An 18,192-nucleotide genomic window follows, 5' to 3' on the forward strand; every position below is an offset into this window, starting at 1 on the left:
CAAAACGCCAGGCCGCGCATGCTTGCACGGCCTGGCGTTTTTACGTGCGCAGTAATCAGGCGAGGTGTGTTTTGAAGAAGTCGATGGTGCGCTTCCATGCCAGTTTGGCGGCGGCTTCATCGTAACGCGGTGTCGTGTCGTTGTTGAAGCCGTGCTGCGTTCCCGCGTAGATGAAGTGCTGGTAGTCCACCTTGTTGGCCTTGAGCGCTGCTTCATACGCCGGCCAGCCCGCAAGGATGCGTTCGTCGTGCTCGGCGTCATGGATCAGCAAGGGCGCCTTGATCTTCTTGACGTCCGCCGCTGGCGCCTGCTGGCCGTAGAACGGCACGGCTGCATCGATATCCGGGACGGCCGTCGCCAGATAGTTCGCAATGCCGCCGCCGTAGCAGAAGCCGACCACGCCGACCTTGCCGCTTGCGTTCGGAAGTTTTTCGATGACCTTGGTGGCTTCGACGAAGTCGGCGCGCGTTTTTGCCTGGTCCAGCTTGCCGAATAGCTCGCGTGCCTTGTCTTCATCGCCGGGGTAGCCGCCGAGCGGGAACAGGGCGTCGGGCGCGAACGCGATGAAGCCTTCAAGCGCGACGCGGCGGGCGATGTCTTCGATGTGCGGGTTCAGGCCGCGGTTTTCGTGCACCACCAATACGGCCGGCAGCTTGCCTTTGGCGTTGGCCGGCTGGACCAGGTAGCCACGCATTTCGCCGTAGCCGTTTGGCGACGGGTAGGTGACGTAGCTGGTCTTGATGCGCGCATCGGTTGGCGCTACCTGCTGGGCAGCCCAGCTTGGCGACAGGGCAGCGAGCAAGCTGGCGGCGGTCGCGCCGCCTACCGCGTAACGGCTGGCCGAGGACAGGAAGCCGCGGCGGTCAATCTGGCCGTGTACATACTGGTCGAACAGTTTCAGTAATTCTGGATCGAAGTCGTTTGCGGTCTTGCGCGTCATTGCCGGTCTCCTTGTTATTGGTCGGATTCTCAGGACTTGCTCTGCTTGAGAATCGATGATAACGCGGTTTTCATCCGCACACGCATAGACGACGATGCGAGGTGAGCCGGAGATGTGGTCTATTATGCGCGAAGCTTAGTGAGCCTTCGACAGGATCAGCAGCCAGCGGCTGAACAGCAGGATCTCGACGTGGCCTGGCTCGACGCCGGTATCGCATTCGATGAACGGGTTGACCGCATAGAAGCGCTTGCGGAAATCGCGCGTCACCAGCATTTCGCGACGACCGAAGCGGATCATGAAAGGAGTTGGGGCGTATTCCATACCGAAGGTGCTGTTCAAGGTGGTCATGACAAGGTCCTTTAAAGGTTTGCGTTGATCGAGTGATTCCAGAATAGCACAGCCACTGTATAAATCCACAGCTACTGTACGAATAAACAGTTATTTTTAGATGTGTGGTTTTTTGACCAACTGCCGGAATCGATGTCTCCATGAAAGAAGTTTACCCCCGCGTTCACAAGTTCATTGCCGCGCGCCTGACCCCCGGTGAAGAACTGGGCCTCCATTTCACGGTCGGCATCGCGCTGATGCTGTGCGCCGCCTGGGTGTTCGGCGGCATTGCGGAGGAAGTCGTCGACGCGGAAGAGATCACGATCCTGGATGAATGGCTTGCGCGCTGGTTCAACGCGCGCGCCACGCCCGCCTTTACGCAGGCGATGCTGTACCTGACGCACGCTCACAATACGGCCGGCATGCTGGTCATGACGAGCGTGCTCGGCATTTATTTTTACCTGCGCAAGGCGCCGTACTGGCTGCTGGCGCTGCTTGTTTCGGTGCCGGGTGGAATGCTGCTGAACGTCGTGCTCAAGCATATTTTCCAGCGCGCACGACCGAGCCTGGACAACCCGCTGCTCACCTTGACCACCTACAGTTTCCCCAGCGGGCACACGGTCGCGGCCACGCTGTTGTATGGGCTGGTCGCGGCGTACCTGGTCTGTGTCGCAAGCCGCTGGAAGGCGCGCTGCCTGATCGTGCTTGGCGCGTGCGTGATGGTGGGCCTGGTGGGCCTGAGCCGCATGTATCTGGGCGTGCATTACCTGAGCGATGTGCTGGCCGCAATCGCCGAGGGATGCGGCTGGCTGGCCGTCTGCATTACCGGGGTGTCGACCTTGCGCCGGCGCCGCGCCGCCCGGGCGACCGCCTGAAACGCCATCCGTGTGGCCGGTCAGGACGAAGTCGGGGTAATGTTGGCACCTTGCGCCGGCGGAAACCGCGAAGCGCGTCCCGAGGAGTTGACATGCGTACCCTGGTTCACTTGTCCGACCTTCATTTTGGCCGGGTCGATGAGGAATTGTTGGTCCCGCTTCGCGACCTGGTGCACCGCATCGCGCCGGACGTGGTGGTGGTGTCGGGCGACCTGACCCAGCGTGCCAGGAGCGGGCAGTTCGAGCAGGCGAAGGCCTGGCTCGATACCTTGCCCGGGCCGCAGATTATCGTGCCCGGCAATCACGACATTTCGCTGTACAACGTGTTCCGCCGCTTCGTGTTGCCGCTCGACCGCTTCAAGCGCTATATCACCGATGAGCTCGAACCGGTGTACATGGACGATGAGATCGCAGTGATGGGTGTTAACACCGCGCGTTCGCTCACGTTCAAGGACGGGCGCGTGAACCACGAACAGGTGGCGGCGATCCGCGCCAGGCTCGGCGGGCTGGACCGCCATATCACGCGCATTGTCGTTACCCACCATCCGTTCGACCTGCCGGCGCATGCAGATGAAGGGGACCTGGTCGACCGTGCGCCGATGGCGATGGCGGCGTTCTCCGAGTGCGGCGTCGATTTGCTGCTGTCGGGGCACATGCACGCCAGTCATTCGGGCAGTACCGCGGACCGCTATCAGATGAGCGAGTACGCGGCGCTGGTGGTCCAGGCGGGTACGGCGACATCAACCCGCGGACGCGGCGAGGTGAACTCTTTTAACGTGGTGCGGGTCGAACATGACAAGGTGGAGGTCGATCGCTACGGCTGGGATATGGTGGGGAAGATGTTCTCGGTGATCAGTACCGAGAAGTTTCTTCGGTCAGGGAATGTGTGGGCCGCGCACACGGATGGCTTGTACGCGGCAGGGTTGTGAGGGCAGGTACCGTCGCCGCCCGATCAGATAAGGTGCATGCGCCGGTCAGATCCAGTATTCGGTCAGCCGCGCGGCCCATTCCTTGAGGCGGTCCGCCCATGGCCGGTCGCGCCATTTTTCCAGTGTCACTTGCTTCGAATCGCGCAAATCTTCGTTGAACGCGCTCTCCATCTCCGTCCCGAAGGCGGGATCAAGCACCACAACGTTGAGCTCGTAGTTGTGCAGGAAGCTGCGCCGGTCGATATTGGCCGACCCGACCGTCGACCACGATCCGTCGATCACCGCCGCCTTCGCGTGCAGTACCGCGACCTGCAGTTCGTAAATCTTCACGCCGTTTTCCAGCAACTCGTCATAAAACGCCCGTCCCGCGTGGAACACCAGTCCATGGTCGGTGACGCCCGGCAGCACCAGTTTGACGTCCACGCCGCGCCGCGCAGCCGCGCTGAGTTCGCGCACGATCTGCGGGTCCGGAACAAAGTAAGCCGACGTAACATGGATCGATTTCTTCGCTTCCCGGATCGCCACCACGAACGATTTGTAAATCTCGGAATCCCGCCCCGGCTCGGTGGCAAGCACGCGCAGCACCTTGTCGCCCGCCGGCGCAAGTTTCGGGAAGTACTCGCGCTGCGGCAGTTCGCCTGCTTCTTGCTGCACCCATGCATTGATGAAGGTCCACTGCAAAGCGGCGACAGCCGGCCCGTCGATCTTGATGTGCGTATCGCGCCAGCCGACATCCTTTGCGTTGACCGTCGCCGGTGTGCGGCGCGAACGGAAGAAGGAGCTGTTGGCGTAGGTGCTGCTGATGTTGAGGCCGCCCGTAAATGCCGCACGCCCATCAACGATCATCAGCTTGCGGTGGTCGCGGTTGTTGATTTCCCATTTGCCGCCGCGCGCCGCGGGATTGACCGGGTTAAACGCAATCAGGCTGATGCCCGCATTGCGCATGCGTTCGAAGAACTCCTTCGGCGTGCCGATGGTGCCGACGCTGTCGTACAGTACGTTGACGGTGACGCCTTGTTTCTGCTTCTCGATGAGAATGTCGGCAAACTGTATGCCGATTTCATCCTGGTCGAAAATGTAGGTCTCGAGGTTGATCGTGGTCGTGGCGGCCTTGGCCGCTTCCATCATCGCGCGCATGGTTGCCGGGCCATCGAACAGCAGCGTTACCTTGTTGCCGGCAATAAGGGGCACGCCGGTCGCCGCTTCTTCCAGCACCGCCAGTTCCTTGAGGTCGGGCGCCGCATGCGCCCAACGTCGCTTCAACAGCTCGGCTGCCTGTTTCCCCTGCAATCGGCCTTTCGGCGTCGCAACGGTCGGATTTGCCTTGGCGACCGGGGTTTGATTGAATTCGGACGAATCAGGCAGTGAGGCGCAAGCCGCCATGCTTGCCCCGACCACCAATGTTGCCAACGAGGTGGCCAACCAGCGCGCGACGTTCATTTTGTTCCCCTTGCTTGAATGCCGGGCTCGCCCGGCGCACTATCTTTTGGCCCAATGAAAAATTGGATCGGCGCGGCCACAAAGCGCCGACCCAGGCTTTGGAGCAACTGAATCCCCTGGTCGAAATGGATTTCACGGGCGCGTAGCGCCACCCACAGCGCCAACCCGAAGCTGACCACGAGGTTGACGGTGCCAATGGCGAAGAAGCCGGCCACCGACAGCGCCACCAGGCGCCAGGTGACGTTGTTGTCGAGCGCCACCATCGCGGTGGAGAAATTGGCGGCGGAGAAGGTGACGTGGCGAATGTCGAGCGGCAGCCCGAGCAGGTAGCCAAGCGTGCCCATCGTGCCAAGCAGGATGCCGAAGAAGAAGTTACCCATCAGGCCGCCGAGATTGTTCTCGACATAGGCGGCAAAGCGCGGCATGCGTTCCGGTCCCAGCAAGCGTCCGAGCCGGCGCAGCTGCGACACGCGCTGCGCCATGCGCGTGTACAGCGCCTTGTTGTCGTAGTAGCCGGAAATCAGGCCGGCGACGAACAGGCAGACGCCGGCAATCGCCGCGTAGAACAATGCCAGGCTGTTAAGCGGGTCGATGTCGTGCAGTAAGCCAAGCGCCTTCTGGGGTGTGACAAGGTGCTTGCCCGTCATCCATTGCCAGCCGTACGCAATCGCCCATGCGCTTGGAATCACGGTCGCGAGGTTGCCGAACACCGCGATGGTTTGGGTGCGGAACACCTTGTTGACCAGTTCGGCCATGCTGTCGATGTCGAGGTGGCGGCCTTCCTTGACCGATAGTTCGGCGGCAATGCGGGAGGCCGTCATCGCGGGCTGCTTGGTGGCGATCGTGAAGTGCAGTATATGGATCAGCACGAAGCCGAGCGAGTAGTTCATGCTGAACAGGAACGCCTCAACCAAGGGCGCGGCGCGCAGGTAGCCGAACAGGATCTTGATCAGCGCCATCACGCCGACGATGAAGCCGGCGCCCGCGGAGGACAGGAACATGTGCCCGAGCTGGCCGCGGGTATCGGCAATGTAGTGTTCGCCGGTGCGGCTGGCATTTTCGGTGACGTTGCGCGCCAGCAGGTCGATGTTGTCCGCCACCAGGTCGCGCATCACGTATTTATTGTTGTGCGCTTCCACCAGTTCGCGCGCCAGCGAGATGGCTGCGGCCCGGTGCGGTGTGGGCGGCGCGACACTGGCCAACGCTGCATCGCTGGCGATGATGTCCAGGTCCAGCGTGGGCACGGCCGGCAGTTCTCCGCTGACGTCGACCAGGAACAGCAGCTTGCGCAGCCGCTCGATGCTCTGGCTCAGTGCGACCAGCAGGTAGGTCAGTGCAACGCTGGTGCCCTGGCTCGATGCATTGCGGCGGATCTTGGCCACCACGGTATCGCACTGGTCGAGCATGACCAGCAGGTGCTTGGCGTCGTCCAGGTCGCCCTCGGCGCCATCCAGCAGGCGGGCATAGCCGTCGAGGTAGTCGTTGACCTCGATGTTCTGCATCAGGAAGGGCGAGTCGAAGTCCTCGATCGCCGCATGGCTGCGGATCAGGCGCGGCTCCAGGCCCAGTGCGCAGACGCGGCAGGAGAGGGTGCGGATCGCTTCCAGCATGCCCAGCACGGTTGCCTGGCGCACCTTGGCCGGCGCTGCATCCGCGACAGGCGGGGCGTGGTTCACGACGTCGAACAGTTCCAGCCAGTACACCGCCGGGACGGCATTCACCCACAGGTAATCGGTCTCGACGTACAGCACCTGGTCGATCGCGTCCGCCAGATAGGTGTCGCCCAGCGCGGGCGGCAGGAAACGGTAGGCGAAGCGCGCCTTGAGCTCGGTGACGAAGCCATCGTTGGAGAGGATGCCGATGTCCGTGTAGAGGCTGGCATGGCGGCGGCTTTCGAGCAGGCGTGTCATGTAGCTGTGCAACGCCGACGCTTGCGCGGGCTGGCCCTTCAGCAGCTGGCACAGCAGGCGCACGCGCTGGATGGCGTACTCGGTATCGCGTGGCCGGCGCGGGCGCAACTGGTGCACCAGCTCGACGAGAACGTCGATACGGTCACTGTGGGGATCGATCCGTTCAAGGGTGGAAAGCATGGCCGGCGAGACATTTGATACTAAAGATACAGTGTACTTCGCTTACGCCGGGAACTTTGTTCGGTAGCGTACAAACTCAGCCATAGAAGCCAAGCGCTGCACGCGCTAAGGCCATCGGTTACACTTTAAAAGGACGCATGGGCTGCCGACAGAGCGGCGCGCGGAATCACAACTATTGGGGAAGAATATGTACCTGACTTATTTCAAGGGACAATGGGCCGAAGGCAATACACCCTTGTTTGGGGCGATGGATCACAGCGTATGGCTGGGCTCGTCCGTGTTCGATGGCGCGCGCGCCGTGCGCGGCCACCTGCCTGACCTGCGCCTGCACCTGAAGCGGGTCATCAAGTCCGCGCAGCAACTCGGCCTGAACTGTCCTTACACCGTCGATGAGATGGAAACGCTGGTGCGCGAGGGCGTCGCCAAATTCCCGGCCGATGCGGAGCTGTACATCAGGCCGCTTGTGTACGCCGCCGACGGCTTCCTGATTCCCGATGCGGACAAGAGCGGTTTCGCACTGACCTTGTTCGACGCGCCGATGCCCGCGTTCAGCGGATTTTCCGCCTGCCTGTCGGCGCTGCGCCGTCCGGATTCGAGCATGGCGCCGACCGACGCCAAGGCCTCGGCGCTGTACGCCAATACCACCCGCGCATTGCGCGAAGCGAAAGAGCGCGGTTACGACAACGCCGTCGTTCTGGACAGCCGCGGGAAGGTTGCCGAGTTTGCGTCGTCGAACCTGTTCCTCGTGACTGCGGCGGGGGAAGTGGCAACGCCGGTGCCGAACGGAACGTTCCTGGCCGGCATTACACGGGCGCGCGTGATGGCGTTGCTGGAAGAGGCGGGTGTCAAGGTGGTTGAGCGTACCGTCGAGCCGGCGGAGCTGGACAGCGCAAAGGAGATTTTCAGCACCGGTAATTACGCCAAGGTTACGCCCTGCGTGCGGTATGAGGAGCGCACCCTGGAGGCCGGGCCGGTCGCGACGCTGGCGCGCGACCGGTACCTGGCCTTTATGGAACAGGAGTAAGCATTGGGGGTGTTCGACATGCCCAAGGATTGAAGCGCTTATTTCGCCTTCGGGATCGCGGTCGGCTTGATGTCGCCGCAATCGACGCCGAGCCAGCGTCCGCTTGCATCCATGTTCATCGTTTCCGGCTTTCCGCTGGCGCTGGTGGTGACCTTCATCTTCATCGAATAATCGGAGTCGCTGTTGAAGGTCACCTGGCCGTCGCCGTTGGCGTCGGGCTTGCTGCAACGGAACGATACCTTCATCGTATTGCCCACCACCGCCGAGCGCTTGTGGGTGCAGTTTCCAACTTCCTGCATGGGCATCGTGTTGGCCGCCGCCATCTCGCGCGTCATGCACATCTTGACCGACATGCTGCCGCCGGCGCCAACAGTGGGCATCTGCATGCCATTTTTCGCCATCATGTCCTGCATCTGCTTGCGCTGCTCGGGCGTCATCTGCGCCATCTGCTCATGCACCATCGCCATCGCCTGTTCCAGCTGGCCATTGCTGCTTTGCATCTTGTTATTGATCTCCCACAAACCAGGCTTCATGTTTTGCGCAGAACATGGCAACGCGATAAAAATCGCCGAGCTTATAACGGCAAGTGCGGTAAGTCGGACTGGCATGGATGACTCCTGGTGTGGGTTGCTTATCCCGTTAGCATAGCCGAAATCGCACGCCAGCGGCCTCGTCACGTATGCATACAAAAGAGGTTTCCCGACCTTGCTGCGTATGGCATACTTTTCTCCCGTCACTTATTACCGATAGGAAGCATCACGTGAAACTACTCACCGCCTTCATGCTCAGCGCCGGCATCCTGACGCCCGCTTTCGTTTCTGCCGCTGGCGCACCAGCGGCCCCGGCCGCGGTAAAATCCGCACGGCTTGCCGCCCCTGTCAAAGTGACGACAGTTGAAGGCATCACCGAATATCGCCTGGGTAACGGCATGCGCGTGCTGCTGTTCCCTGACGCAAGCAAGCCGACCCTGACCACCAACATCGTCTACATGGTCGGCTCGCGCCACGAAAACTACGGCGAGACCGGCATGGCGCACTTGCTGGAGCACCTGCTGTTCAAGCCGACCGCCAACTTCGGCATCAAGAAGGGCAGCAAAACCCCGGTTGAAGTGCTGAACTCGACCGGCGCCGAATTCAACGGCACCACCTGGTACGACCGCACCAACTACTACTCGACCTTCCCGGCCAACGAGGAAAACCTCGCGACCATGCTGGCGCTCGAGGCAGACCGCATGATCAATTCGCCGATCGACCAGAACGACCTGTGGAATCCAAAGACCCAGAAGGGCGAGATGACGGTCGTACGTAACGAATTCGAGATGGGCGAGAGCGATCCGATCGGCGTGACCACCGAGCGCCTGCAGGCGGTCGCCTTCGACTGGCACAACTACGGCAAGTCGACCATCGGCGCGCGCTCCGACATCGAGCAGGTCAACATCCCGCGCCTGCGCGCCTTCTACAAGAACTACTACCAGCCTGACAATGCGGTGCTGATGGTGGCCGGCCGCTTCGATGAAGCCAAGGTGCTCAAGCAGGTCAATGAAAAATTCGGACGCATTCCGAAGCCGGCCCGCACCATCCAGCCAACCTACACCGCCGAACCAACGCAGGACGGCGAACGCTCCGTGACCGTACGCCGCAACGGCGGCACCCAGTTCGTCGGCGCCGGCTACCACGTCGCGCCGTCGGGCCATGCGGACGAGGCGGCGCTGTCGCTGCTGGCGCGCATCATGGTCGATGCGCCAGGCGGCCGCCTCCACAGGGCGCTGGTCGAAACCAAGCTCGCCACCAAGGTGCAGGTCGATGCCGTCAACAACCTGGAACCGAGCTACCGCATCTTCGGCGCCGTCGTGCCGAAAGACGTGAAGCTCGACGCGACCCAGGACGCGATGCTCAAGGTGCTGGAAGACCTGAAGTCGCAGCCGATCACCGAAGCCGAAGTCGCGCGTGCGCGCGTCGCGATCAACAAGCAGATCGAACTGGCCACCAACGACACCGCCCAACTGGCGATCGCGCTGACCGAATCGATGGCAGCCGGCGACTGGCGCCTGTTCTTCCTCGAACGCGACCGCACCGAGAAGACCACCGCGGCTGACGTGCAGGCTGTGGCGCTGAAATACCTGAAGCCGACCAACCGCACCCTCGGCCGCTTCATCCCGACCGACACCGTGGACCGCACCGAAGTACCCGGCACGCCGAATATCGCGGCGCTGGTGGACGGCTACAAGGGCCGCGCGATGGTCGCGCAGGGCGAGGCATTCGACCCAAGCCCGGCCAACATCGAAGCGCGCACCGAACGCTTCACGCTGGCGAACGGACTGAAAGGCGCGCTGCTGCCGAAGAAGACCAAAGGCGGCATGGTCAGCGCCAACCTGGTGCTGCGCACCGGCACCGTCGACAGCCTGAAAGGCAAGGCCGACGCCGGCGCATTCGCAGCGTCGCTGCTGATGCGCGGCACCGAGCGCCTGTCGCGTCAGGAAATCAAGGATGCCTTCGACAAGCTCAAGGCGCAGGTAGCGGTAGGCGGCGGCGCCGAAGGCGTCAGCGCATCGGTCACGACCACGCGCGAGAACCTGGCCCCGGCCATGGCCTTGCTGGCAGAAGTGCTGCGCAAGCCTGCGTTTGCCGACAGCGAGTTCGCCGAACTGCAGCGCGAGCGCATCGGCCGCATCGAGCAGGACATGCCCGAACCGCAGCCGCTCGCATTTAACGCGTTCCAGCGCCTGCTCGACGCTACGCCGGAAGGCCACGTCAAGCACGTCGAGACGCTGCCGCAGAAGCTGGCGCTTGTGCGCGCGCTGAAGGTGGAAGACGTCAAGGCATTCCACTCGTCGTTCTACGGCGCGGGCGACGCGACCTTCGCGGCGGTGGGCGACTTCGATCCGAAGGAAGTCAAGGCGCAGCTCGCGACCCTGTTCGGCGACTGGCGCGCGGCGCAGCCGTACGTACGCATCCCGGGCACCATCAAGAACGCCGTAGGCGAAAAGATCGCGCTCGCAACGCCGGACAAGGCAAACAGCGTCCTCGTCGCGGTGCACCCGATGCTGCTGAAGGACGACGCGCAGGCATTCCCGGCGCTGCTGATGGCGAACCACATGCTGGGCGGCGGCGCACTGCGCAGCCGTCTCGCGGACCGTATCCGCCAGAAGGAAGGCCTGTCGTACGGCGTCGGTTCGCAGCTGAATATCCCGGCGCGTGACCCGGCCGGCCTGTGGCTCGCGTACGCCATCAGCGCCCCGCAGAACACCGCCAAGGTGGAAGCGGCGCTGCGCGAAGAAATCGACCTGGCGATCAAGGAAGGCTTCACCGCCGCTGAACTGGCCAAAGCGAAGAAGGGCTGGAAGCAGGGCGAGGAAGTGTATCGCACCGAAGACGGCTCGCTGGCCGGCCGCCTGGCCAACTACCTGACGCTGGACCGCACGATGGCCTTCGACAAGGACCTCGAAGCCAAGGTAGCTGCGTTGACGGTAGCGCAGGTAAACGAAGCGCTGCGTACCAACCTGAAGCCAGCCAGCGTCTCGATCGTCAGCGCCGGCGACTTCGCCAAGTCCGGCAAGCCATCCGAAGCAAAGAAGTAATCTGAAGTAGGCCGGCAACACCTGTTTTCGGCCGGGCAAGTCCCGGCCGAAAACATCCCCCATCCCATTTCCGCCCCAACACGTTTGACCCGGGACGTGGCCACATGACAAATGTCAGGCCGCGATCATGGCACTTGCTTCTGGCGCCGCCCCGCAGCGATCCACATACTGACCTCACACCAACATGAAAGGGATGTATGAAAACGATCACCGTAAAAGCGATATTGTCCATGTGCGTGCTGGCTTGCCCGGCGGCGGCCTTTGCTGCGGCTACGCTGGTACAGGACGTCCGCGTCTTCGACGGCAAGCAGGTGCACCCGAAGCGTTCGGTGCTGATCGAGAACGGCGTGATCGCCAATGCGGACTACCGCGGCGCGGCGCCAGCCGGTGCGCGGGTTGTCAGCGGCGCCGGCCGCACCTTGCTGCCAGGGCTGATCGATGCGCACGTACACGCCTACCGCCATTTCGAGCTACCGCTGCTGTTCGGGGTCACCACCCAGGTCGATATGTTCACCGGCGTGCAGGCCATGCAGCAGATCACCCGCGCGATGGCGGCCGGTGAGAACCGCGACCAGGCCGACCTGTTTTCCGCCGGAACGCTGGTCACAGCGGCGGGCGGCCATGGCACCCAGTTCGGCATGCCGATTCCAACGCTGGCAAAGCCGGCCGAAGCGCAGGCGTTTGTCGACGCCCGGATTGCCGAAGGCTCGCACTTCATCAAGATCGTGCTCGAAGAAGGCCATGGTGAACACAAGATGCAGAGCCTGGACCTGGCAACGGTAAAAGCGGCGATCGATGCAGCCCACCGGCGCGGCAAACTGGCCGTGGTTCACATCAGCACCCTGGCCAACGCGCGCGCCGCACTCGATGCCGGGGCCGACGGCCTGGTGCACCTGTTCATCGGCGATCGGATCGGCCAGCAGGAAGCGGCCGCGTTTGCTCGGCTGGCCCGCGCAAAGGACGCCTTCGTCATCCCGACCTTCACGGTACTGGAGAGCTCTGCCGGCGTGCGGGTACCGCCGGTCGGCGCCGACAGCCCGCTCGCCGGCCTGCTCGACAAGGAGCAGCAGGTGCCGCTGACATCGAGCTACGGCCCGAAGCCCATGCCCGAAAAGCTGGCCGTCCCGAAAACCGTCACCGCGGCCCTGCACAAGGCGGGCGTCGTCGTCCTGGCCGGAACCGATGCCGGCAATCCCGGCACCCAATACGGCATCAGCATGCATCGCGAACTGGCGGCGCTGGTTGAAGCCGGGCTCTCACCGCAGGCAGCACTGGCGGCCGCCACCTCGGCCCCTGCGGCTGCATTCAGGCTGGGGAAACGTGGGCGCATTGCCAACGGCTACAAGGCTGACCTGCTGCTGGTGAACGGCAATCCTCTCACCGACATTTCGGCCACCCAGCAAATTGAAGAAATATGGAAGGATGGCGAGAGCGTCAGTGCGCTGCGCGCCAAACAGCGGCAGCGCGTCGCCCAGGAGCTTGTCCCGTCGCCGGAAAACCGTGTGCGCCTGCCTGGCGATGGCCGCATCAGCCTGTTCACCGCCGAGAAGTTCGGCAGCCCGGTCGGCACCGGCTGGGGACCTTCGCATGACGGCATGATGGGCGGCAGTTCGACCGTCAAGCTGGCGCTGCTGCCGGCCGCAGCGGAGGGTCAGGCAGGCGTGTCGATCGACGCCACGGTGGCGCCGGGATTTCCCTACCCGTGGGCCGGCGTCGCCTTCATGCCAGGCGCGCGGCCGATGCAGGCCGCCGACCTGAGCGGCGCGAAGCTGATCCGCTTCAGGGTCCGCGGCGACGGCCAGCGCTACCAGCTCATGATGATGTCGACCGGCGTCACGATCCCGGCCACTGTCCCATTTACCGCCGGCGCCGACTGGGCCGAAGTCACCGTGCCCTTCAGCGCGATGCCGGGGATCGATCCGGCGGCAGTGACCATGATAGGATTTAATGCCGGACCGAAACTTGGCGGCTACCGGTTCGAACTGGCCGACGTGCGGCTGCTCGAACGCTGAACCATACGAAGAAGGCGCAATGAAAACGATCAAGAGCGTGCTGAGCGGGGCCTGGGTGCCGCCGGAACTGGGAAAGATGCCGTACCTGTGGGCGCTTTCGCTGGTATTCATGGTGTGGAAGTACGTGAACGTTGCGCCTGGCCGGTACGAAATCCCGCTGCTGCTGCTGACGCTCGCCGTGTTCTTTCCCTTGTACCTGGCCAGCTTCTGGGCCAGGGGCAAGCATGCCGTTCTGTGCGTGCTCGTGACCGCCTTGATCGGCACGCTGTGGGCGCCATGGAACGTGGGCGCCAGCGCATTCTTTATCTATGCCAGCGCCATGTGCGCCGGGTTGAAGCCGGTCCGCGCCTACCTGCTGTTGGCGGGTGTCATGCTGCTGGCGCTGGTGATTTCGCTGGCGATACCCGAACGGCTGCGTCTGGCTTTCCTGCTGCCAGCGTTGACGATTGGTATTCCGGTCGGCATCGCGTCGGTGATGCAGGCCGGCCTGGAGCGGTCGCGCAAGCTGGTGATACGCAAGCAGGAAGAGGTCGAGCACATGGCGACAATCGCCGAGCGCGAGCGCATTTCGCGCGACATGCACGACCTGCTCGGGCATTCGCTGTCGCTGATCGCGCTCAAGGCAGAACTGGCCGGAAAACTGGCAGCACGCGACCCGGATGCCTGCCGGCGCGAGATCCTCGATATCGAAACGGCCGCGCGGCGCGCGCTGTCGGAAGTGCGCGCAGCTGTCAGCGGCTACCAGGAGAGCGGGCTGGCGCATGCGCTTGCCAGTGCGCGTGCCAGCCTGGCGGCGGCCAACGTCGGGCTGCATGAGAACGTGCAGGCGATCCCGCTGTCGCCAGCCGCCGAGCACGTGGTCGCACTGGCCTTGCGCGAGGCCGTGACCAATGTCGTGCGCCACGCGGCGGCGGCCAACTGCACCCTGAGCCTGGGGATGCAGGACGGGACGATCGTGCTGCGCGTGGCCGATGACGGCAGCGCTGCGCATGCAGGTATCCGACATGGCAATGGACTCACCGGCATGCGCGAACGCGCGGCCGCTCTGGGTGGCACGCTCGCGGTCAACGTCGCCAAAGGCCTGTCGCTCGAGCTGCGCCTGCCTGCGCCGGGTGCCGCATGATCCGCATACTGATTGCCGAAGACCAGGCCCTCGTGCTGGGCGCGCTCGCGGCGCTGCTGCGGCTCGAGCCCGACCTTGACGTCGTGGCGACCGCCGGCAACGGCCGCGACGCACACGAACTTTGCAAGGAACTGGCGCCGGACATCGTGTTGACCGATATCGAGATGCCGCACATGACCGGACTCGAACTTGCCGCCGCCCTGGCCGAACTTGGCCTGCCAACGCGCGTCATTATCGTGACCACCTTCGCCCGCAGCGGCTACCTCAGGCGAGCGCTGGCGGCCGGCGTACGGGGCTACCTGCTCAAGGATGCGCCGGCCGACACGCTTGCGGCGGCGATCCGCACGGTACACGGCGGCGGGCGTGCGGTGGCGCCCGAGCTGGCGCTGGAGGGCTGGAGTGGCGGCCAGGATCCGCTGTCCGAGCGCGAGCGCCAAGTGCTGCGGCTGGCCGGGGAAGGCAGGAGCAGCGCCGAGATCGCGCGCCAGGTACACCTGTCCGAAGGGACCGTCAGGAACTACCTGTCGGAAGCGATCAGCAAGCTCAACGCGGGTAACCGGGTCGAGGCATTCCGCCTCGCGCGCGACGCCGGCTGGCTGTAGCGGCACGTAAACGCAAAAAGGACGGCCCGCGAAGGCCGCCCCCTTGAAACAGTCCCCGGTGAGGGGACGCTGTGACTTAGCCGCGTTCTGCGACATAGATCTCGACGCGGCGGTTGCGTGCACGGCCGCTGGCATCGTTGTTCGATGCGATCGGCTGGCGTTCGCCACGGCCTTCGATGATGATGCGGTTCGACGACACGCCGCGCTGCGCCAGGTAGTCGCGGGTATGCGCGGCACGGTCGACCGACAGCGGCTGGTTGACCGAATCGTCGCCGGTGTTGTCGGTGTGGCCGATGATGGTCACGGCCGCAGCCGGGTTCTCGTTCAGCGTCTGGGCGAAGCGCTCCAGCACCGGACGGAAGTTCGACTTGATGTCGGAACGGCCGGTGTCGAACGACACGTCGGCAGGGATCTCCAGCTTCAGCCGGTTATCCGAGGTCTGGGTGACCTGCACGCCGGTGCCTTGGGTAGCCTGCTCCATGGCCTGCTTCTGCTTCTCCATGCGGTTCGACCAGATGTTGCCGATCAGCGCGCCAGCGGCGCCGCCGATGACAGCGCCCTTGGCCGCGCGCGATCCGCCGCCACCGCCGGTGGTACCGCCCAGGATGGCGCCAAGGCCCGCGCCGACGCCAGCGCCGGTTGCGGTGCCGCGCTGGGTAGCGGACATGTCCGCACAGCCGGATGCGGCCAGTACGACGACGGTTGCTGCGACGATGGATTTATTGAAGATTTTTTTCATTGGGTGCTCCTTAAAATTTGATTCGTTTCGCGGTCACACCAGGCTGAGCCTGGCACGACCGCGAAACGAATCGGTTTCAAACAATGGTTGGGTGTATGGCGTACTAAATGCCTCGCCCGGTGATCAGGCGTACCAGGATCATGATGACTGCAACGACCAGCAGGATGTGGATGAAGCCGCCCACGGTGTAGGAAGTGACCAGGCCCAGGAGCCACAGTATCAGCAGAATGACAGCGATTGTATAGAGCATGATTTGTCCTCGGTTATGTTTTAGAAGACCCGCAGGCCGTGACTGAAGTATGCTCAGGTGTGTATTTGCACTCTGTTCGATAGCGTACACTAGCCACAAGATTTTTGTTCATTGCGCAACCCTGGCACCCATCCCATCATGCCCATCAGGCCGACCATGCCGATCAGGCAGCTGAGCAGGCCGCCGGTGATCAGGAAGACCACGTCCTGCGGCTGCATGGCGCCCGGATGCGCCTGTGGCGGCCCGGCCATGGTCAGGCCGAATACGCTGACGATGATGCCCCAAACGATGATGCCGATCCATGCAAGGCTGTTCATGTACGCTCCCCCATTCGTTTTATGTGCCGCCGAATTTGTTTCCGACGTGAATCTAGTTTGCTTGCAGCTCAACAGTAGTTCCGTGCGGTGGCTCACATTGCACAAATGAAAAGACAACGCCCCGGGGGATGCGCCCCGGGGCGTTGTTTTTTGGAGGTGGAGACGGCGCCGCCGCCCTCGGTCAGGCGACCGAGCGCAGCGATCCGTTGACCACTTTTACACGCTGGCCGGTACGCCATTGCGGCGCATGGTCCTGGCGGAAGGTGCGCGCGCTGCCGTCGTCGAGGCGCACCTTGATTTCGTAGCTGGTGGTGGCGCGCACGTTGCCTTCGACCTGGTTGCCGACCACCGCGCCGCCGACCGCACCGGCGACCGTGGCGAGCTTCTTGCCGCTGCCGTCGCCGATCTGGCTGCCGAGCAGGCCGCCCAGTACGGCGCCGCCCGCCGCGCCAAGCCCGCTGCCTTCGGCGCGCGATTTGACCTGGCGGATCGACTCGACGTTGCCGCAATTCGAGCACCATGATTCAGCGGCCGCTACCTTTGCAGGAGCGCGCTTGACCGGCTCGTCGTAGCGCTTAGGCTCGGCGATCTTGCCGGAAGGCTGGTCGCGCAGGTCGATGCCGGCTGGCGCTGCGGCTGCCAGTTGCGGCGCCGACGCCGGCGCCATCTGGGTCGACAGGGCCAGGCGGTCCGCTTCACTCAGGTCGCCGCGTGCCGGGTTGCCGCCAACCGATGACGGGATCCAGCCCATGATCGCGGCGGTGCCGGCGAGGCAGAACAGGATGACGGCGAGCGCAGCCAGGATCAGCATCGGATGCATGCCGGGACGTTTGAAGGTGCTGTGGAGTGGTGTATTCATGATGGAGGGTTCCTTTTGTCGTACCTGCTGTTTTTGTTGACCGGCCATTTCCGGCGTCGGACAGGCCCAGCACATGGTCCGTCCAATGCGGTCATTCTCCCTATGTAGTACCGGCGCTTCCGTGCGTCACCGTACATACTTTCACTATTATTGCCGCTACGCTGATTGAAATTGTTTGCAAATGTAAGCACTACTACAGGCAAGCTCCATTCATGTACGTTTGTAACCGGTCCGAATTATGTATGAACACACGCATCGCGCTCGGGAGGGGCCAAAGCCAGGCGCACCTCCAGACTTAGCGCAGTCGAACTGCAACAAATTACTGGCGGCGCTACCGGAGAATGACTTTGCGCGCCTCGCTCCCATGCTTGAGCCAGTACAAATCGAAGTGGGCGCCGTATTGTGCGAGCCGTCAGAACCGCTGCAGCACATCTACTTTCCGCACGACAGCCTGATCTCCTTGCTGGGCGTGGCGGAAGGGCGCATGACGCTGGAGGTGGGCCTGGTCGGCAGGGAGGGCATGCTTGGCGCGACGATCGCGCTGGGCCATGAGCTGCCGCAGGTGCGCGCGATCGTCCAGCGCGCCGGCAGCGCCAGCCGCATGGATAGCGCCGAGTTCCGCACCGAGTTCGCGCGCAATCCGTCCTTGCAGCGGGTGCTGTACCGCTACACCGATACCTTGCTGGCGCAGGCGATCCAGATTGCCGTGTGCAGCCGGTTCCACGTGCTCGAGGCCAGGCTCGCGCGCTCGCTGCTGATCACGCGCGACCGCCTGCAGTCGGACAAGTTCCACCTGACGCATGAGTTCCTGGCGCATGCGCTGGGTGTGCGGCGGGTCGGCGTCACCAAGGCGGCGAGCGCGTTGCAGCAGCAGGGGCTGATTATTTACAGCCGCGGCAATATCGAGATCCTCGATGTGCCGGGCCTGACTGCGGCTTCGTGCAAGTGCTACGCGATCGTCAAGGATGCCGGGGAGGAAGCGCTGTCGAGCGCGTTCGTGTAGCGGCGCGCAGTGCGGCGCCACCTCAGTAAAACGCCCCAGCGATGGGGCGTTTGTCATTGCGCGGCGGCGCTTTGCCCGGATCGCG

General features: G+C 63.5%; 17 protein-coding genes. 8 read left to right on the forward strand and 9 right to left on the reverse strand.

The genetic code is table 11. The features are described 5' to 3' along the window. Window positions 1-55 precede the first annotated feature (55 nt). Window positions 56-940, reverse strand: coding sequence for a dienelactone hydrolase family protein (locus HHL21_RS11425; RefSeq protein ID WP_169465891.1), 885 nt, complete (start codon window positions 938-940; stop codon window positions 56-58). Between the two features lie 135 nt (window positions 941-1,075). Continuing rightward, entirely contained in the window at window positions 1,076-1,288 is a 213-nt protein-coding gene (locus tag HHL21_RS11430; protein ID WP_169465893.1) for a hypothetical protein, read from the reverse strand. A gap of 140 nt (window positions 1,289-1,428) precedes the next feature. On the opposite strand from HHL21_RS11430, the gene HHL21_RS11435 reads away from it, so the two are divergent. Next, the gene (locus tag HHL21_RS11435) at window positions 1,429-2,142 is read left to right on the forward strand and encodes a phosphatase PAP2 family protein (RefSeq protein WP_169465896.1); all 714 of its coding nucleotides are present in this window, start codon (window positions 1,429-1,431) and stop codon (window positions 2,140-2,142) included. Window positions 2,143-2,234: 92 nt separating this feature from the next. Then, on the forward strand, window positions 2,235-3,071 hold the full coding sequence (locus tag HHL21_RS11440) for a metallophosphoesterase family protein (RefSeq protein ID WP_169465899.1): 837 nt from the start codon (window positions 2,235-2,237) through the stop codon (window positions 3,069-3,071). A gap of 45 nt (window positions 3,072-3,116) precedes the next feature. Here the strand turns inward: HHL21_RS11440 and cls are convergent, their stop codons facing one another. Together cls and HHL21_RS11450 are read right to left on the reverse strand one after the other, a co-directional pair. Then, the gene (gene cls, locus HHL21_RS11445) at window positions 3,117-4,511 is read right to left on the reverse strand and encodes a cardiolipin synthase (protein ID WP_169465901.1); all 1,395 of its coding nucleotides are present in this window, start codon (window positions 4,509-4,511) and stop codon (window positions 3,117-3,119) included. Then, window positions 4,508-6,601, reverse strand: coding sequence for a site-specific recombinase (locus HHL21_RS11450; RefSeq protein ID WP_169465903.1), 2,094 nt, complete (start codon window positions 6,599-6,601; stop codon window positions 4,508-4,510). The genes cls and HHL21_RS11450 overlap by 4 nt, the downstream gene beginning before the upstream one ends. 187 nt (window positions 6,602-6,788) lie before the next feature. Here HHL21_RS11450 and HHL21_RS11455 point away from each other — a divergent pair, with 187 nt between their 5' ends. Further along, complete coding sequence (locus HHL21_RS11455; protein WP_169465905.1) at window positions 6,789-7,625, forward strand: branched-chain amino acid aminotransferase; 837 nt, start codon at window positions 6,789-6,791, stop codon at window positions 7,623-7,625. Between the two features lie 38 nt (window positions 7,626-7,663). Here the strand turns inward: HHL21_RS11455 and HHL21_RS11460 are convergent, their stop codons facing one another. Further along, a complete protein-coding gene (locus HHL21_RS11460; RefSeq protein ID WP_229496341.1) occupies window positions 7,664-8,158 on the reverse strand; it encodes a DUF3617 domain-containing protein in 495 nt (164 codons plus the stop codon). A gap of 227 nt (window positions 8,159-8,385) precedes the next feature. Here HHL21_RS11460 and HHL21_RS11465 point away from each other — a divergent pair, with 227 nt between their 5' ends. The 4 genes from HHL21_RS11465 (at window position 8,386) to HHL21_RS11480 (ending at window position 14,939) form a co-directional block, all read left to right on the forward strand. Then, window positions 8,386-11,202 carry a M16 family metallopeptidase gene (locus HHL21_RS11465; RefSeq protein ID WP_169465908.1) on the forward strand — a complete coding sequence of 939 codons (2,817 nt, stop codon included), beginning with the start codon at window positions 8,386-8,388 and terminating at the stop codon, window positions 11,200-11,202. Window positions 11,203-11,399: 197 nt separating this feature from the next. Continuing rightward, on the forward strand, window positions 11,400-13,214 hold the full coding sequence (locus HHL21_RS11470; protein WP_169465910.1) for a CIA30 family protein: 1,815 nt from the start codon (window positions 11,400-11,402) through the stop codon (window positions 13,212-13,214). A gap of 19 nt (window positions 13,215-13,233) precedes the next feature. After that, entirely contained in the window at window positions 13,234-14,337 is a 1,104-nt protein-coding gene (locus HHL21_RS11475) for a sensor histidine kinase (protein WP_169465912.1), read from the forward strand. Further along, window positions 14,334-14,939, forward strand: a complete 606-nt coding sequence (locus tag HHL21_RS11480; RefSeq protein WP_169465914.1) for a response regulator transcription factor — start codon at window positions 14,334-14,336, stop codon at window positions 14,937-14,939. Before HHL21_RS11475 ends, HHL21_RS11480 begins: the two co-directional genes overlap by 4 nt. A gap of 76 nt (window positions 14,940-15,015) precedes the next feature. On the opposite strand, the gene HHL21_RS11485 is transcribed toward HHL21_RS11480, so the two are convergent. The 4 genes from HHL21_RS11485 to HHL21_RS11500 all read right to left on the reverse strand — a co-directional run bounded on the left by HHL21_RS11485 (window position 15,016) and on the right by HHL21_RS11500 (window position 17,104). Next, window positions 15,016-15,678, reverse strand: a complete 663-nt coding sequence (locus HHL21_RS11485) for a YiaD family glycine zipper/OmpA-like lipoprotein (protein ID WP_169465916.1) — start codon at window positions 15,676-15,678, stop codon at window positions 15,016-15,018. Window positions 15,679-15,781: 103 nt separating this feature from the next. Beyond that, window positions 15,782-15,928 carry a lmo0937 family membrane protein gene (locus HHL21_RS11490; protein ID WP_131422801.1) on the reverse strand — a complete coding sequence of 49 codons (147 nt, stop codon included), beginning with the start codon at window positions 15,926-15,928 and terminating at the stop codon, window positions 15,782-15,784. Between the two features lie 89 nt (window positions 15,929-16,017). Continuing rightward, on the reverse strand, window positions 16,018-16,245 hold the full coding sequence (locus tag HHL21_RS11495; protein WP_169465917.1) for a hypothetical protein: 228 nt from the start codon (window positions 16,243-16,245) through the stop codon (window positions 16,018-16,020). A gap of 181 nt (window positions 16,246-16,426) precedes the next feature. Continuing rightward, window positions 16,427-17,104 (reverse strand): glycine zipper 2TM domain-containing protein, encoded by a 678-nt coding sequence (locus HHL21_RS11500; RefSeq protein ID WP_169465920.1) that lies wholly within the window; start codon window positions 17,102-17,104, stop codon window positions 16,427-16,429. Window positions 17,105-17,468: 364 nt separating this feature from the next. Here HHL21_RS11500 and HHL21_RS11505 point away from each other — a divergent pair, with 364 nt between their 5' ends. After that, window positions 17,469-18,107: a Crp/Fnr family transcriptional regulator gene (locus HHL21_RS11505; RefSeq protein WP_229496343.1), complete on the forward strand. Its 639-nt coding sequence runs from the start codon at window positions 17,469-17,471 to the stop codon at window positions 18,105-18,107. Window positions 18,108-18,192: the final 85 nt, after the last annotated feature.

The organism is Massilia polaris, assembly GCF_012927275.1.
Lineage (GTDB): Bacteria > Pseudomonadota > Gammaproteobacteria > Burkholderiales > Burkholderiaceae_D > Telluria_A > Telluria_A polaris.

Bases quoted from the DNA above. Each gene is read 5' to 3' on its own strand.
- HHL21_RS11425 (WP_169465891.1), bottom strand. From the start codon at position 940: ATGACGCGCAAGACCGCAAACGACTTCGATCCAGAATTACTGAAACTG.
- HHL21_RS11430 (WP_169465893.1), bottom strand. From the start codon at position 1,288: ATGACCACCTTGAACAGCACCTTCGGTATGGAATACGCCCCAACTCCT.
- HHL21_RS11435 (WP_169465896.1), top strand. From the start codon at position 1,429: ATGAAAGAAGTTTACCCCCGCGTTCACAAGTTCATTGCCGCGCGCCTG.
- HHL21_RS11440 (WP_169465899.1), top strand. From the start codon at position 2,235: ATGCGTACCCTGGTTCACTTGTCCGACCTTCATTTTGGCCGGGTCGAT.
- cls (WP_169465901.1), bottom strand. From the start codon at position 4,511: ATGAACGTCGCGCGCTGGTTGGCCACCTCGTTGGCAACATTGGTGGTC.
- HHL21_RS11450 (WP_169465903.1), bottom strand. From the start codon at position 6,601: ATGCTTTCCACCCTTGAACGGATCGATCCCCACAGTGACCGTATCGAC.
- HHL21_RS11455 (WP_169465905.1), top strand. From the start codon at position 6,789: ATGTACCTGACTTATTTCAAGGGACAATGGGCCGAAGGCAATACACCC.
- HHL21_RS11460 (WP_229496341.1), bottom strand. From the start codon at position 8,158: ATGAAGCCTGGTTTGTGGGAGATCAATAACAAGATGCAAAGCAGCAAT.
- HHL21_RS11470 (WP_169465910.1), top strand. From the start codon at position 11,400: ATGAAAACGATCACCGTAAAAGCGATATTGTCCATGTGCGTGCTGGCT.
- HHL21_RS11475 (WP_169465912.1), top strand. From the start codon at position 13,234: ATGAAAACGATCAAGAGCGTGCTGAGCGGGGCCTGGGTGCCGCCGGAA.
- HHL21_RS11480 (WP_169465914.1), top strand. From the start codon at position 14,334: ATGATCCGCATACTGATTGCCGAAGACCAGGCCCTCGTGCTGGGCGCG.
- HHL21_RS11485 (WP_169465916.1), bottom strand. From the start codon at position 15,678: ATGAAAAAAATCTTCAATAAATCCATCGTCGCAGCAACCGTCGTCGTA.
- HHL21_RS11490 (WP_131422801.1), bottom strand. From the start codon at position 15,928: ATGCTCTATACAATCGCTGTCATTCTGCTGATACTGTGGCTCCTGGGC.
- HHL21_RS11495 (WP_169465917.1), bottom strand. From the start codon at position 16,245: ATGAACAGCCTTGCATGGATCGGCATCATCGTTTGGGGCATCATCGTC.
- HHL21_RS11500 (WP_169465920.1), bottom strand. From the start codon at position 17,104: ATGAATACACCACTCCACAGCACCTTCAAACGTCCCGGCATGCATCCG.
- HHL21_RS11505 (WP_229496343.1), top strand. From the start codon at position 17,469: ATGCTTGAGCCAGTACAAATCGAAGTGGGCGCCGTATTGTGCGAGCCG.